Source organism: Streptomyces sp. NPDC086519 (assembly GCF_040686075.1).
GTDB lineage: Bacteria > Actinomycetota > Actinomycetes > Streptomycetales > Streptomycetaceae > Streptomyces > Streptomyces shenzhenensis.
Window position 1 is genome coordinate 112,330 of the sequence record NZ_JBFBJL010000022.1, and the last position, 14,899, is coordinate 127,228.

13 protein-coding genes and 1 pseudogene are annotated in these 14,899 nt (G+C 72.9%); 5 read left to right on the plus strand and 9 right to left on the minus strand.

The genetic code is table 11. The features are described from left to right. The first annotated feature begins 18 nt into the window (after positions 1–18). On the plus strand, positions 19–2,817 hold the full coding sequence (locus AB0P24_RS22165; protein WP_365796509.1) for a hypothetical protein: 2,799 nt from the start codon (positions 19–21) through the stop codon (positions 2,815–2,817). 62 nt (positions 2,818–2,879) lie between these two features. Here AB0P24_RS22165 and AB0P24_RS22170 read toward each other — a convergent pair whose 3' ends face one another. The 3 genes from AB0P24_RS22170 to AB0P24_RS22180 all read right to left on the minus strand — a co-directional run bounded on the left by AB0P24_RS22170 (position 2,880) and on the right by AB0P24_RS22180 (position 5,303). Continuing rightward, positions 2,880–3,275 carry a PPOX class F420-dependent oxidoreductase gene (locus tag AB0P24_RS22170; protein WP_365796511.1) on the minus strand — a complete coding sequence of 132 codons (396 nt, stop codon included), beginning with the start codon at positions 3,273–3,275 and terminating at the stop codon, positions 2,880–2,882. A 65-nt stretch (positions 3,276–3,340) separates the two neighbouring features. Further along, positions 3,341–4,099, minus strand: coding sequence for a type 1 glutamine amidotransferase domain-containing protein (locus AB0P24_RS22175; protein ID WP_365796513.1), 759 nt, complete (start codon positions 4,097–4,099; stop codon positions 3,341–3,343). A 31-nt stretch (positions 4,100–4,130) separates the two neighbouring features. Next, positions 4,131–5,303 (minus strand): aminotransferase class I/II-fold pyridoxal phosphate-dependent enzyme, encoded by a 1,173-nt coding sequence (locus AB0P24_RS22180; RefSeq protein ID WP_365796515.1) that lies wholly within the window; start codon positions 5,301–5,303, stop codon positions 4,131–4,133. Between the two features lie 189 nt (positions 5,304–5,492). Between AB0P24_RS22180 and AB0P24_RS22185 the strand changes: the two genes are divergently transcribed. Beyond that, complete coding sequence (locus AB0P24_RS22185) at positions 5,493–6,869, plus strand: S1 family peptidase (RefSeq protein ID WP_365796517.1); 1,377 nt, start codon at positions 5,493–5,495, stop codon at positions 6,867–6,869. A gap of 87 nt (positions 6,870–6,956) precedes the next feature. Here the strand turns inward: AB0P24_RS22185 and AB0P24_RS22190 are convergent, their stop codons facing one another. Continuing rightward, entirely contained in the window at positions 6,957–7,112 is a 156-nt protein-coding gene (locus AB0P24_RS22190) for a hypothetical protein (protein ID WP_365796585.1), read from the minus strand. 154 nt (positions 7,113–7,266) lie between these two features. Continuing rightward, on the minus strand, positions 7,267–8,415 hold the full coding sequence (locus tag AB0P24_RS22195) for an ROK family transcriptional regulator (protein ID WP_365796519.1): 1,149 nt from the start codon (positions 8,413–8,415) through the stop codon (positions 7,267–7,269). A gap of 142 nt (positions 8,416–8,557) precedes the next feature. Between AB0P24_RS22195 and AB0P24_RS22200 the strand changes: the two genes are divergently transcribed. Next, entirely contained in the window at positions 8,558–9,757 is a 1,200-nt protein-coding gene (locus AB0P24_RS22200) for a Gfo/Idh/MocA family oxidoreductase (protein ID WP_365796521.1), read from the plus strand. Between the two features lie 36 nt (positions 9,758–9,793). Here the strand turns inward: AB0P24_RS22200 and AB0P24_RS22205 are convergent, their stop codons facing one another. Next, positions 9,794–10,489: a L,D-transpeptidase gene (locus tag AB0P24_RS22205; protein ID WP_365796523.1), complete on the minus strand. Its 696-nt coding sequence runs from the start codon at positions 10,487–10,489 to the stop codon at positions 9,794–9,796. A gap of 193 nt (positions 10,490–10,682) precedes the next feature. Here AB0P24_RS22205 and AB0P24_RS22210 point away from each other — a divergent pair, with 193 nt between their 5' ends. Continuing rightward, complete coding sequence (locus AB0P24_RS22210) at positions 10,683–12,077, plus strand: pyridoxal-dependent decarboxylase (protein WP_365796525.1); 1,395 nt, start codon at positions 10,683–10,685, stop codon at positions 12,075–12,077. Here the strand turns inward: AB0P24_RS22210 and AB0P24_RS22215 are convergent. Then, positions 12,063–12,218: pseudogene (locus AB0P24_RS22215) on the minus strand (oxidoreductase); the annotation flags it as partial. The gene AB0P24_RS22210 and the pseudogene AB0P24_RS22215 overlap by 15 nt on opposite strands. Positions 12,219–12,328: 110 nt before the next feature. Here AB0P24_RS22215 and AB0P24_RS22220 point away from each other — a divergent pair. After that, a complete protein-coding gene (locus AB0P24_RS22220) occupies positions 12,329–12,862 on the plus strand; it encodes a hypothetical protein (RefSeq protein WP_365796527.1) in 534 nt (177 codons plus the stop codon). A 156-nt stretch (positions 12,863–13,018) separates the two neighbouring features. On the opposite strand, the gene AB0P24_RS22225 is transcribed toward AB0P24_RS22220, so the two are convergent. Then, positions 13,019–13,648: an MBL fold metallo-hydrolase gene (locus tag AB0P24_RS22225; protein ID WP_365796529.1), complete on the minus strand. Its 630-nt coding sequence runs from the start codon at positions 13,646–13,648 to the stop codon at positions 13,019–13,021. Next, positions 13,648–14,736, minus strand: coding sequence for an S-(hydroxymethyl)mycothiol dehydrogenase (locus AB0P24_RS22230; RefSeq protein WP_365796531.1), 1,089 nt, complete (start codon positions 14,734–14,736; stop codon positions 13,648–13,650). Before AB0P24_RS22230 ends, AB0P24_RS22225 begins: the two co-directional genes overlap by 1 nt. Between the last annotated feature and the right edge of the window lie 163 nt (positions 14,737–14,899).

The window sequence follows — 14,899 nt, forward strand, 5'->3', positions numbered from 1 at the left end:
TCCGAGGAGGAGGGAACATTGGTCCGTACCCGGCGCATATGGGTCACCGCGGCAGCGGTGCTCGCGCTCGTGGGAGGAGTGTCCGGCACCACCGCGCACGCTCAACAGGCCCCGGCCGCATCCGCATCCGCATCCGCATCCGCATCCGCATCCGCATCCGCATCCGGCGGGAAGCTGCCGCCGGGCTGGCACCTCGACCAAGGGCGGTCGGCGCCCCAGTTGGTGTGGCGGTCCGGCAGACGGGTGCCGATGGGGGACGCGCGGGTCGAATTCCGGTCGGACGGGCGGCTGTTGGGGGTGCCGAAGCCGGAGCGGGACGGGCACACCTTCCGGCTCGGCCTGGACGGGGCGCGGGCGGGAGCGCTGAGGAACCTCCAAGTCTGGTCCGGCGGCCGCCGGTTGGACACCCGCCCCGCCGTCTCCGCACCCTCGGCGGCGCCCCGGCCCCCGGCCCCGCTGCCCGCCAACCCTGTGGACCCGGGCCGCCCCGGCCCCTACGGCACCAGGACGGGCTCCTACCGGCTCGCGTCGGTGCGCCTGCCCGGGTTCTCCGTCCCGGTCGAGATGCAGGCCGTGGTGGTCGCGCCCACCGGGGTCTCCGGAACCCGCCCGCTCGCGCTGTTCCTGCACGGCCGCCACACCACCTGTTACGCCCCGCACGGCGGCTCCGACGACGCCTCCGGCGCCTGGCCGTGCCCGGCCGGGACGCTCCCGGTGCCGAGCCACCGGGGTTATCTGCGCGACCAGCGGCTGCTGGCCTCCCAGGGCTATGTCACGGTGTCGATCTCGGCGAACGGGATCAACGGCCAGGACTGGCAGGCCGAGGACGGCGGCGCGCAGGCCCGTTCGTCGCTGATCCGGCTGCACCTCGCGCACTGGGCCGACTGGGCGCGAAACCCGCGCCTCGCGCCCGCGATCGTGCGCGAGGCGCCCCGCGCCGACCTGACCCGCGTGCTGCTGATCGGCCATTCCCGGGGCGGTGAGGGCGTCAACCGGGCGGCACTGGACAGCCTGTACCCGCCGCCGGCCGACCAGGACGGCTATCACGGCAAGGTGCGCTGGCACATCACCGGCACCGTCCTGATCGGCCCGACCGTCTTCGGCCAGAACCCGGTGCCGGACGTGCCGTCGCTCACCATCCTGCCGGGCTGCGACGGCGATGTCTCCGACCTCCAGGGCGAGGTGTACGTCGACGGCACCCGCGCCGTCAGCAGGGGCCGGGCGCTGCACAGCGCGGTGTACGTGATCGGCGCCGACCACAACTTCTTCAACACCGAGTGGACGCCCGGGCAGGCGCAGGCCCCGGCGGAGGACGACTTCTACGACGACCCGGACCACCCGGACGCGGTCTGCTCCCCGCGGGCCGCGACCCGGCTGACCGCCGACCAGCAGCACCGGGCCGGCTCGGCCTACATCGCGGCGGCGGCACGCCTGTTCGTGGCGGGTGACGACAGGGTGCGTCCGCTGCTGGACGGTTCGGGGCGGCGGGCTCCGTCGGCCGATCCGGCGCGGGTGCTCGGTCACGCGGTGGGCGCGAACCGCGGCGCCGGGTTCCTGCCGGACGGCGGGGTGACGGTGACCGGTGGCCGGCTGTGCTCGGCGGTCGACCCCGATCCAGCGGTGGCCTGCCTGGGCGACGGCGCCACGGGCGCCTCGCCGCACTTCGCGCAGTGGGAGACGGGCCGGGAGGCTGGGAGGCACGCGGTCGCGCTGCGCTGGACGTCCGCCGGCTCCCCGACGCGCGTCCGGGTGGCGCGGCCGGTCTCGCTCTCCGGCGCCGAGTCGCTCGCGCTGCGGATCTTCGTGCCGCCGAACACTCGGGGCACCAGGCTCGACGTGTCCGTCACCGACAGCCACGGCCGACGGGCGACGCTGGGCGGGGTCCGCGTCGACGGGCTGCCCGGCAGCGACCGCACCGCGTCCTACTGGGCGCGCGAGCTGCGCGTACCCCTCACCGCCGCCCACCGGGCCGGGTTCGATCCGCGATCCGTCACGTCCCTTGAACTGACGCCGCGTTCGGGGTCCGGACGGGCCTGGCTGATGGACGCCTGGGGCTGGCGGCCGGGCACCCCGGCGGTCCGCGCGGCCGAGCTGCCGCGCGTCGACGTCGGCCGGCTCACGGTCGACGAGGGCGACTCGGGCGTGCGCACCTACCACGTACCGGTGCGGGTGTCCGGGCGGGGCAGCGGCCAGGTCCGGTTGTACGTCGTCGACCCGGCGACCGGCACCGCGACGGACCGCCTGGTCACCGTGCGGCCCGGCGGCCACGGCATCGACGTCCCGGTCGAGGTGCGGGGCAACACGCGCTTCGGTACCGACGTGCCGTACGACGTGCTGGTCAAGGCCGTCCACGGGGCGGTCGTCGGCTCCTACCTGGGCGGGCTGACCGTGCGCAACGACGACCCGGCACCCACCGTCACCGTGACTCCGGTCGCGGACAGGGTGACCGAGGGCTCGGCCCTTCAGTGGCGGATCTCGCTGTCCGAGGCCGCGGACACCGACATCGGCGCGCTGTTCGTGCCGGTGCCGGCCGGCAGCGGCGGCACGGAACTGTCCACCAAGGACGTCGACCCGAGCTGGCTGGCCGGCGTGTCCGGCGCGGAGCCGGACCCGGAGCGGCCGCTGTCCCGGGTGGACGGCCTCTACCTGTGGCTGGACGTGCCGGCCGGGCAGACCGGCCTCGACGTGTCCGTGCCCACAGTGCGGGACCAGGTCGAGGAGCCCGCCGAGTCGGTGACCTTCCAGCAGACGGACGACGGCGGCACTCCGCTGCCCGGCGGGCTGGTGCTCACCGGAACGGTGCTGGACGCCTCGTAACGCCCGCGCGCCCTGGGGAGGCCTCGGCATCCCCAGGGCGTGGCCGCGGCGCCCTCGAGGTGTCAGGGCGTCAGGGTCACCCGGATGCCGACGGTGCCGTCCAGGCCGCGGCGCAGCCTGCTGCCGAGGAGGGTGAGGCGGCCGGTCAGGCCGTACTTGCGGGCGATGAGGTCCCGGTAGCGGGCGGTGGTGGCCGCGTCGGCGATCTCGGCGGTGGCCGGGACCGGGTCGCCGGTCGGGCGGCCGCGCAGGTCGCAGGGTCCGACCTTGACGTCGGCCCGGCGGCGGATGCGCTTGACCTTCCAGGTGTCGGCGGCCGTCCAGACGCCGAGCGTGTCCCCGTCCCGCACCACCCAGACCGGGGTGGGGACCGGGGTGCCGTCCTTGCGATAGCTGGTGACCAGCAGGTACTTGCCGGCGCCGAGCCGGTCCAGGGCCGTCCCGGTGATGTCGTCCATGCCGGAAGTCTAGGGCCCGTTGCGAAAGTGCCGGCTGCCGCGCGACGCCACTTTCGCACCAGGCCCTAGGCGGCCCGGCTCCGGTCGAGCAGGTCGAGGTACCTCCGTGCGAACAGGTACGCGTCGCCGGGCCAGCGGGCCGAGAGATAGCTGCCGTCCTCGACGACGAAGGCGTGGGTGTCGTCGGTGTCGGTGCCGCGCCGGGTGAGCTCGCGGGGCCCGCGCTCGAACTGGGCGGCCGGGTCGGCGAGTGCGGTGCGCACCTCGTCCTCGACGTAGGCCGGGTAGGTGCGGTAGTAGCGGCCCAGGCGCCAGGCCGTGGTCAAGTAGGCGGTGCGTTCCATGTACGTGGGCAGGCAGGTGGTGCGGCGGCCGGACAGGACGCTGCGGCCGGTGGCCGGGTCCCGGGTGCGGGCGAGGACCAGTACGCCGTGGCAGATCGCGCCGACCGGGCGGCCCAGCGCCCAGAACTCACCGACTTTGTCGCGCAGTTCGGCCGAGCCGAGGTACTGGCGCATGCCGGGGGCGTGTCCGCCGGGCAGCAGCAGGCCGTCGAAGTCCGTGACGTGGAGCTCGGCCCAGGCGAGCGTGGCGGTGAACTCGGGTGCGGCGGTGAGCTGTTCGTAGAACCGCTTGGGTTCGTCCGCTGCGCCGAGCTGCCCGAACAGGACGCCGGTGAGCAGCCGCGGGTCGGCGGCGGGCCGGGTGCCGGCGCGCTCGGTGGCGAACACGACCTCGTGGCCGGCCCGGGTCAGCGACCGCCAGGGCACGGCCACCTCGGTCACGTCGAAGTCGCGGTCGGGGAGCGGCATCAGCACACGCATCCGGCCATGATGTCAGCCGGGCCGTCACGCCTCACGCGAGCGCCGCCGCCATCCGCCGTACCGCCTCCGTGATCACCTCGGGTGAGGTGGCGAGGTTGAACCGTACGTGCCCGGCGCCGCCGGTGCCGAAGGGGAGGCCGGAGTTCACGGCGACCCGCCCGCGGGCGAGGAAGGCCTCGGCCGGGTCGTCGCCGAGGCCGAGGGCGCGGCAGTCGAGCCAGGCGAGGTAGGTGGCCTCGGCGGGCCGGTACCGGATCCCGGGCAGGTGGCGGTCGAGCAGGGCGGCGAGCAGGCGCCGGTTCTCGTCGAGGCCCGCGAGCAGGGCGTCCAGCCAGGGGATGCCGTCGGTGAGGGCCGCCGTGTGGGCGATGACACCGACATGGCTCGGGCCGTGGCTCACCTCCTCCGGCAGCCGGGCGAGGTCGGCGGCGGCGCCGGGCCCGGCGATGGCGAGCGCGGCCTTGAGGCCCGCGAGGTTCCAGGCCTTGGACGCCGACATCAGGGACAGCCCGCGCTCGGCGCCGGGCACGCTCAGGTAGGGCACGAAGGCGACGCCCGGGGCGGTGAGCGGGGCGTGGATCTCGTCGGCGACGACCCGGACGCCGTACCGCTCGGCGAGGGCGGTGGCGGCGGTGAGCTCGGCGGCGGTGTGGACGGTGCCGGTCGGGTTGTGGGGGCTGCACAGCAGATAGCCGGCCCGCCCGCCGCCCAGCCCGCGGAACGCCGTCTCCAGGACGCCGAGGTCGATCCGCCCGTCGGCGCCGAGCGGGGCCTGGACCACCCGCCGGTCCATGTGCGCGAGGAACTGGTAGAACGGCGGGTACACCGGCGAGTTGACGACCACCGGGTCGCCGGGCCCGGTGACCAGTTTCAGCATTTCGACGACGCCGAGCATCACGTCGGGGACGATCGCGGTGCGGCCCGCGTCGATCCCGTCCCAGCCCCAGCGTTTCGCGGCGAACGCGGCGAGCGCCTCGGCGTAGGCGGTGCCGGCCGGGTAGCCGGTGTCGCCGAGTTCCATCGCGCCGGTGACCGCGCGGACGACCGGTGCGGCGAGCGGCACGTCCATCTCGGCCACCCACACCGGGAGCACGTCCGTGGGGTAGGTACGCCATTTCATGCTGGTACGACATCGCAGCCGGTCGAGGGTGAGGGCGCGCAACGGGTTCGGTTCGCCCGGATTCTCCTGCGGGATGCTGGTCATGGGCTCAAGATAGGCGGCTGCGGCAGCCCCGGGAACGAGGCGTACGGCCGTGCCGCAGTGCCACGGGATCGTAAAGATCACCATCGCTGTGAACGCCCTGGAGGCCGCCCGCGTATGGGTAGCAGGGCGCTCGACGACCGGAGGGCCCCGCGGTGCAGACACCGCGCGTTCGGGGTTCGGGAGCCATGGATGAGGCACGCACGACGACGGGTCGTCCGGCGGGGGACGCAGCTGGCGGCGGTCGGCGGACTCCTTCTGGGAGGCGCGATGGTCACCACGGCCATGGCGAGCGAGACTCCCGGCACGTCCGCCGTTCCGTTCAGCTCCGGCTCCGCGACCGGGGCCGGGGACTCCGGGGCCGCGCTGGTGGCGAAGCTGGGCACGGCCCGTACGGCGGGCAGCTGGATCGGCGCCGACGGCAGGCCGGTGGTCGCGGTCACCGACGAGCAGGCCGCGGCGACGGTGAAGCAGGCGGGCGCCGTGCCCAAGATGGTGTCGCACAGCATGAACGAGCTGAAGGCGGCCACCGCCACGCTGAAGGCCGCGCCGCGGGTGGCCGGCACCGCGTGGGCGGTGGACTACAAGACCAACCGGGTGATGGTGGAGGCCGACAGCACGGTGTCCGCCTCCGACTGGTCGGACCTGAGCCGGGTCGCCACGGGCATCGGCAGTTTCGTGCAGATGCAGCGCACCGAGGGGAAGTTCACCACCCGGTTGAACGGGGCGCAGCCGATCCTGTCCACGGGCGGCCGCTGTTCGGCGGGGTTCAACGTGACCAACGGGCAGACCGACTTCATCCTGACCGCCGGTCACTGCGGTCCCGCCAACACCATCTGGTTCGACGACAGCCAGGGCAACCAGCAGCTGGGCACCACGGTCAACACGCAGTTCCCGGGCAGCGACTTCTCGCTGATCCAGTACGCGTCCGGGAAGGCCGGTGACAACGCGGACGTGGTCGCGATCGGCAACGGCCAGGGTGTGCGGATCACGGGTGCGGCCGATCCGACGGTGGGGCAGAAGGTGTTCCGCAGCGGCTCCACCAGCGGGCTGCACGACGGCACGGTGACCGCGCTCAACGCGACCGTCAACTACCCCGAGGGCACGGTCACCGGGCTCGTCCAGACCAACGTGTGCGCCGAACCGGGCGACAGCGGCGGTCCGTTGTTCTCGGAGGGGATCGCGCTGGGGATGACCTCGGGCGGCAGCGGTGACTGCACCACGGGCGGGGTGACGTTCTTCCAGCCGGTGACGCGGGCGATGGCGGCGCTGAACGTCCAGCTGATCGTGACGAAGCAGGCCGCGACCGGGGGGCAGAGTGCCACGCCGGCGCCGTCCGCGTCGGCCAACCACAGCGCCATCGCGCCGAGCGCGGCCTCGCCGGGTTCGGCGGCGCCGGTCACCGGGGACGACACCAGTCTGGTCGCCCGGCTCACGGACACCCGCAACGTCGGTCCGGGTCTGCTGGTGATCGGGGGCAGTCTGATCGCGTTGGTGGGGACGCGCTACTTCCGCGCGGAACAGGACCGCAAGGCGTACCAGCGCTACTACTCGGCGACTTGGGGCTGACAGAGGCCTCGGGAGGTCTACGAGGTCTACCGGGGCACCCGTCGGGCGGGTGCCCGAGGCGGGTGGTCGGGCCGCCTGGTCCGGCTGCTACGGGGTGGCCGCCGCCCATTCGAGGACGAGCCGCCGGTACTCCTCGCGCTGCTCGGTGCTCAGTGTCCCGCCCGACCGGAGCCACAGGGCCCGGATCTCCTCGTTGACCTCGTCGGCCGATCGCTCGGTGACGGTTTCAACAGTGGTGGACATGGTGTGAAGCATATGCCGGTCGACGTGAAGGCGCCGTGAGTAAGTGCGACGGATGCGGGCATATCGGACCGTGTTACTCGTCACGTCAATATGTCAATCACGGGCGGGAGTTCGTTGGCGGCTCCGCAGCCGCCGCACGAGCGGAAACGGCAGTTCAGCCACCGGCCCTCCCGAGCACCAGCACCTGGATGGCCAGTACGGCGGCGCCCCGCGCCCAGTCGTGGAAGTCGGAGACCTTGGTCTCCAGGCCGATCGGGGCGGCGAGCGGATGCCGGTGGGCGCGGACGGTCTCCCGCACCGTGTCGCCGGCCACCTCCATCAGGCCGACCCCCTCCCCGGCCAGCAGGATCTTCTGCGGCATGGCGAAGTTGGCGATCTGCGCGAGCAGCGTGCCCAGCGCCCGGCCGGCCTCGCCGATCACCCGCGCGGCCATCGGCTCGCCCGCGGCGGCACCGGCCAGGATCTCCTCGTACGACGCGTCACGGCCGGTGGCGGCCCGGACCTGGTAGCGGATGCTGGGGATGGTCAGCAATGACACGGCGCTGCCGCGCTCGCCCTGCGGGGTCAGCGGGCCCAGCGGGTCGATGATCCAGTGCAGTCCGAAGCCGCGGTCCTCCTCGGCGTAGGGGACCCGTCTGCCGCCGAGCACCAGTCCGTAGCCGATGCCGGCGCCGATGGTGAGCACGACGAAGCGGTCGAGTCCGCGGCCGGCGCCGAACCAGGTCTCGGCCTCGACCAGGGCGGCCACGTCGTTCTCCACGACGACCGGCAGCCTGGTGCGCTCCCCGACCAGCCCGGCCAGCGGGACCTCACGCCAGCGCAGGTAGGGCGACTCGCCGACCACCGCGTGCTCGCGCACGAACCCGCCGACGCCGATGCCGATGCCCGCGACCGCGGGGTGGCGGCCGGTGAGCTCGGCGGTCATGTCGGCCAGCAGGTCGGCGACGTACTTTGGGTCATGACCGGTCAGGGGCCGGTCGAGGCGGGCGACGATGTCGCTCCTGAGGCTGGTGACGACGCCGTAGGCCATCTCGTCGGTGATCTTGAAGCCCAGGAAGGACTGGGACTCGGCGACCACGTCGAGCGGCTGCGAGGGACGGCCCTGGCGCGCCTCCCCCGGGGCGCCGGCCCAGGGGGCCTCGACGAGCAGGCCGGACTCGATGAGCGGCTTGGTGAGGCGGGTGAGGCTGCCCTGGGAGAGGCTCAGCCGGCGGGCCAGCTCGGTGCGCGACAGCGGACCGTGGACGAGCACCTCGATGGCCACGGAGCGCTCCGCGGGGCTGAGTGGCAGCCAGTCGGTCACGGCATCCCTTTTCTTCCGGAGCTGAAGCAACCAGACCACCCTACTGTGCGCCGGGTGTGCCGCATCAGCGCCCCTCCCCGCATCTTTCCGACTTCCGTCCGCCCCTTGACGGCAAGATTCTTCCGTAGCGAAAGTAACCCCCATGACTTTCTCTCTCGGCATCGTCGGCGCCGGACAGTTCTCCGGCCAGTTCGCCACGCTGTTCAAGGCCCATCCCGGCGTCGGCGACGTGTACGTCACCGACCTGCTGCCCGAACGGGCGGAGAAACTCGCCGCCGCCCAGGGACTCGCGGGCACCTTCCCGTCGTACGAGGCCATGCTGGAGTCCGGTGTCGACGCGGTCGCGATCTTCACCCAGCGATGGACGCACGGCCCGCTGGTCGTGCAGGGCCTCAACGCCGGCAAGCACGTGTACTCCGCGGTCCCCATGGCGATCACGACGGAGGAGATCGCCGCGATCATCGACGCGGTCAAGGCGACCGGGCTGACGTACATGATGGGCGAGACCAGCCAGTACAACCCGGCGACCGTGCACGCCCGCAACCAGATCGCCGAGGGCGCCTTCGGGCGGCTCTTCTACGCCGAGGGCGACTACGTCCACGACATGGACCTCGGCTTCTACGACGCCTACCGCTACAGCGGCGGCGAGAACTGGAAGGCGACCGCCAGCTATCCCCCGCTGCTCTACCCGACGCACGCGGTGGGCGGGGTGCTCGGCGCCTGGCAGACCCACGCGGTGAGCGTGTCGGCGATCGGAGTGGTGGACGACCGGGGCGACGGCGTCTTCGACAAGGAGGTCAGCCAGTTCGGCAACGACATCTCCAACGCGACCGCGCTGTTCGAGGTGGCGGGCGGCGGCTCGTTCCGTACCAACGAGTTCCGGCGGGTGGGCTACCCGTCCCACATCCGCGAGTCCCGCTTCCGGTTCTTCGGCACCGAGGCGAGCATGGAGCAGCTGGCGACGGTGGCGCTGTGGCAGGACAAGAACGGTGTGAAGGACATCAGCGAGCTGCTCGAACCGAAGCCCACCATGTCCCCTGACGACCCGTCGCTCCAGCACATCGCGCCGGAGCTGCGGGCGGCCTTCACCTCCGGGTCGGCGCCGGTGCACGACCGGGCGCGGTTGCCCCGGGCGTTCGACGCGCTGCACAACGGGCACGAGGGCAGCCACCACTTCCTGGTGGACGACTTCGTGACCGCCGTCAACACGCGCACCCTGCCGTCGGTCAACGCCTGGGTGGCGGCCCGCTACACCCTGCCGGGCGTCATCGCGCACGAGTCCGCGCGGCAGGGCGGGGCCAGGCTGGAGATCCCGGACTTCGGGGACGCCCCGGAGAGCTGAGCCGAGGCCTTCGGCCGGGGCCGGGGCCGGGTGCCGTCAGGTGCCCGGCTTGCGGCCGTACACGTAGACGTCGTCGCCGGTCTTCAGCAGCGACCAGTACTTCTTGGCGTCCTTCGTGGTCATGTTCACACAGCCGTGCGAGCCCGGCGGGTTCCACATGCTGAGACCGACCGAGTGGAAGGCCTGGCCGCCGTCGAAGAACTGGCTGTAGGGCATCGGCACGTTGTAGACCGACGAGACGTGGTCGATGTCCCGCCAGTAGATCTTCTTCAGACCGGTCCGGGTCTCGAACCCGTCACGGCCGGTACGGACCGGGACCGGGCCGTAGACCAGCCTGCCGCCGTCCTGGACCCAGCTCAGCTGGAGCGTGAGGTTGACGCAGGCGATGCGCCCCTTGTTGGTCGGGCACTTGCCGTCCTTGTTGGGGTTGTTCCCGACGGCCTTCTGCTTGTTCATCAGGTCCATCACGCCCCAGGTGACGGGACCCGCGTACCCGACGGCGGGCGTGATGCCGTGCTTGTTCTGGAAGCCCTGGATCGCCTTGCAGTCGGCGGCGGACTGCTTGCCGTCGACGGGCCGCCCGAGGAACTTCTCCACCTGCTTCTGGTACGGCCCGGTCCGCGTGGTGCAACTCGCGGCCTGGGCCGGAGCGGAGGTCAGAGCGAGCGTGAGCGGCGCCACCAGCCCGGTGACCCCGAGCACTACGGCACTTCTTCTGCGTATGTCCCCCATATGACGTCTGTCTCCTTTTCCTGTCCTGTGGTCTCGTCGTACTGGACCGGCCGATGTGGGGCTTTGGTTGTAGCCCGGACCAGGCTGTGATGAAACGGTTAACTTCGCCGCCGCGACCGCCCTGCCCGCATCGGTCCACTTACCCGGAAGTGGACCGCGCCACGGCGTCGTGGCCGAACCTAGTGTGCGGTTCATGCAGAGCGCACTCGCCGACGATCTCGCCCGGCTTCCCAAACTCCTCCAGTCCGCACGCGATGTGGCCGCCCGCGCGGCGGCCGGGTCGGCCGAGCGGCCGGTGGCCGCGCCCGGGCCGGCGCCCGCGCGGGCGCCGCTGCCCGAGCGGGGAGAGGGCGGTGACGGCGCGCTGGCCCGGTTCACCGAGCGGTGGGCGCCGGGTCTGTCCGCCTCGGCCGGCCCACGCTACCTCGGTTTCGTCACCGGGGGCGTGACGCCCGCCTCCCTCGCCGGTGACTGGCTGACCTCGGCCTACGACCAGAACCTGTCCGGCGACACCGGCTCCTGGGGTGCCGCCCTGGAGCGCGAGACCGTGGCCTGGCTGGCCGAGCTGTTCGGGCTCGGCGACGCGCACTCGGGGGCATTTGTGACCGGGGCCACGATGTCGAACACGGTCGGTCTGGCGATCGCCCGCGCCTGGCTCGGGGAGCGGCTCGGGGTGGACGTCTCCCGGGCCGGCGCCGCCGCGCTCGGTCCGGTCGACGTGCTCTCCGGCAGCCCGCACTCCAGCGTCGGCAAGGCGCTGTCGGTGCTGGGCATCGGCCGGGACCGGCTGCGGCCGGTGCCGCTGCTGCCCGGCGGCCGGGAGGCGGTAGACGTGACGGCGCTGGAGGCGGCCCTGGCCGGGCTGGACGGGCGGCCCGCCGTCGTCGTCGCCAACGCGGGCACGGTGAACACCGTCGACTTCGACGACCTGCGGGCGATCGCCGCCCTGAAGGAACGGTACGACTTCTGGCTGCACGTGGACGCCGCGTTCGGCGCGTTCGCCGCCCTCTCCCCCGCCCACGCCCCGCTCGTCGCCGGCCTCGACGCGGCAGACTCGGTCTGCGTGGACCTGCACAAGTGGCTCAACGTCCCCTACGACGCGGCCGTCCAGTTCACCCGCCGCCGCGACCTCCAGGTGGCCGTCTTCCACAACGAGTCCCCGTACCTGGGTCCGCCCACCGGCACCCCGGACTTCCTGCACCTGACCCCGGAGAACTCCCGGCGGATGCGGGCGCTGCCGGCCTGGTTCTCGCTGACGGCGTACGGCCGGCACGGGCACCGCGAGATCGTCGAGCGCAACGTCACCGAGGCCCGCCGCCTCGGCGCCGGCATCGAGGAGCTGCCCGCGCTGCGCCTGCTCGCCCCGGTCCGGCTCAACGTCGTCTGCTTCACCCTCGCCGAGGACCCCGCGCCGCAGCGGGTGGACGCCCTGGTCCGGGCGGTCGCCGCGTCCGGGGAGGCGTTCCTGACGCCGACGGTGTACGACGGGGTGCCGGCACTGCGGGCCGCGTTCAGCAACTGGCGGACCACCGAGGACGACACCCGGCGCGTGCTGGCCGTGCTCGCGGCCGCCTCAGCGGCTCTCTGACCCGCGCCGGGCCTCCCGGTGCGGCCGCAGCGCCGCGTGGAACCCGCTGTGCACGGCGGTGGGTCCGCCGTCGCCGCGCAGGGCGGTGCCGGTGGTCCAGGCGGCGTCGCGGGAGGCGAGGAAGGCGACGGCCGCGCCGATGCCGCGAGCCCCGCCCGTGACGAGAACCCCGTATCCGTCGAAGCGACCGAGTCCGGTCATGGCGACGACCGTACGGGCCGGACGGCCAACGGGACGGATACCGTGCCCACATGTCCGCGTTCTTGCAGCAACTCCCGGCTCTCATAGGCGTCGTGATCGGCGCGCTCGGTTCGTATCTCGCGGTGGTGCGGGGTGATCAGGTGCGGTTCCGGCGGGAGCAGGAGGCGCGCTGGGACGAGCGGCGGCTGGCGGTGTACAGCGAGTACGCGCGGGCGCTGAAGCGATCGGTGAACCTGACGTACCGCGTCGCCTCCCACCTCGGCAACGACCCGCATCCGCACCCGCTGTCCCCGGACGTGGCCGAGCCGCTGCTGGCGGAGGCCACGGACGGGCGCGACCCGGCCGGGGAGGCGCTGATCATGCTGGGCAGTACGGAAGTGGTGGAGCGGGCACGGGAGTGGGTGACCACGGTGATGGAGATGGAGCGGTTCATGCGGTCGGGGACGGTCGACCCGGACGCCTGGCAGCGGCTGCTGGAGCGTCAGCGGGCCTGCCGCGAGGGGTACTACACCGCGGTACGCAAGGACCTCGCGCTGCCGCCGGGGCATCCGGCGCGCTGGCCGACCCAGACGACGACGGTGTGACGGCCGTGCCGCCTCACCGGTACGCGGTCACGGCGGCCGGCTTGCCCGCGTCCTGCGCCTCGGCCGGGTACCGCCAGGCGTCCGGGCGGCTGCCGTCCGGGTCCAGGACGGCGGGGAAGCCGTGCATCTCCTGTCACCTCTGCGGACGGGTCCTGCTCAGTGCCCCCGGGCGATCCACTCCGCCAGGTGGGGTGCCTCGGCGCCGATGGTGGTCGGGTCGCCGTGCCCGGTCAGGACCTTCGTCTCCGGCGGGAGGGTGAGCAGCTTGTCCCGGATGGAGTCGATGATCGTCGGGAAGTGCGAGTAGGACCGGCCGGTCGCGCCGGGGCCGCCCTGGAAGAGGGTGTCGCCGGTGAAGACGGTGGCCAGGCCGGGGTCGTGGAGGCAGACGGCACCGGGCGCGTGGCCGGGCGTGTGCAGGACGGTCAGGTCGGCGCCGGCGGCCTCGATGACCAGCCCGTCGGACAGGTGGTTGTCGGGGTCGCGGTCGGGGTGGGTGAGCCTCCACAGCGGAAGGTCGTCGGGGTGCAGCCAGATCTTCGCGCCGGTGAGGTCCGCGAGGGCGGGCGCGGCGTCGATGTGGTCGTTGTGGGCGTGGGTGCAGATGATCGCCTTCAGGACGCGGTCGTCGACCGCCGCGGCGATGGCCTCGGCGTCGTGGGCGGCGTCGATGACGACCACTTCGCGTTCGTCGCCGACGATCCACACGTTGTTCTCGACGTCCCAGGTGCCGCCGTCGAGGGTGAACTGCCCGGAGGTGACGAGGCGTTCGATGCGCGTGGTCATCACAGCACCACCACCGAACGCAGCACGTCGCCCTGGTGCATCCGCTCGAACGCCTTCTCCACCTCGTCGAGCTGGATGGTCTCGGTGACGAAGGCGTCCAGGGGCAGCCGCCCCTGCAGGTGCAGGTCGATCAGCATGGGGAAGTCCCGGGAGGGCAGGCAGTCGCCGTACCAGGACGACTTGAGGGCGCCGCCGCGGCCGAAGACGTCGAGGAGCGGCAGTTCGAGCTTCATCTCGGGGGTGGGCACGCCGACCAGGACGACGGTGCCGGCCAGGTCGCGGGCGTAGAAGGCCTGCCGGTAGGTCTCCGGGCGGCCGACCGCCTCGATGACGACGTCGGCGCCGAAGCCGCCGGTCAGGTCACGGATCGCCTCGACGGGGTCGCTCTGGCGGGAGTTGACGCTGTGGGTGGCGCCCAGGGAGCGGGCCGTCTCCAGTTTCCGGTCGTCGATGTCGACGGCGATGATCTTCGCGGCGCCCGCCAGCCGGGCCCCGGCGATCGCGGCGTCGCCGACCCCGCCGCAGCCGATCACGGCGACCGAGTCGCCCCGGCCCACGTTGCCGGTGTTGATCGCGGCGCCGATGCCGGCCATCACCCCGCAGCCGAGGAGGCCCGCGACCGCCGGGGAGACGGCCGGGTCGACCTTGGTGCACTGCCCGGCGGCGACCAGCGTCTTCTCGGCGAAGGCGCCGATGCCGAGGGCCGGGGCGAGCTCCTGGCCGGTCGAGGCCAGGGTCATCCTCTGCTTCGCGTTGTGGGTGTCGAAGCAGTACCAGGGCCGGCCGCGCAGACAGGCCCGGCAGCTTCCGCACACGGCGCGCCAGTTGAGGATCACGAAGTCGCCGGGCGCGACGTCCGTGACGCCCTCACCGACCGACTCCACGACACCGGCGGCCTCGTGGCCGAGCAGGAAGGGGAACTCGTCGGTGATACCGCCCTGTTTGTAGTGCAGGTCGGTGTGACACACCCCGCAGGCCTGCACCTGTACGACGGCTTCGCCCGGCCCCGGGTCCGGCACCACGATCGTCTCGACCCGCACGGGCTCGTCCCTGCCCGGTGCGATCACGCCGCGTACTTCCTGCGCCATGGACCTGCCCTTTCCTCGCTCTGCTGACGTGCTGCCCTCCGACCCTACGCGGAAACGATCAGCGACGGCACGCATCGACCGGTGCGGATCTTCCCGTACGACCGCCGTTCGGGTCGCCCGCAATGTCCGGCAACGCGCGGATGACACCCCTGGGGGTACCTCC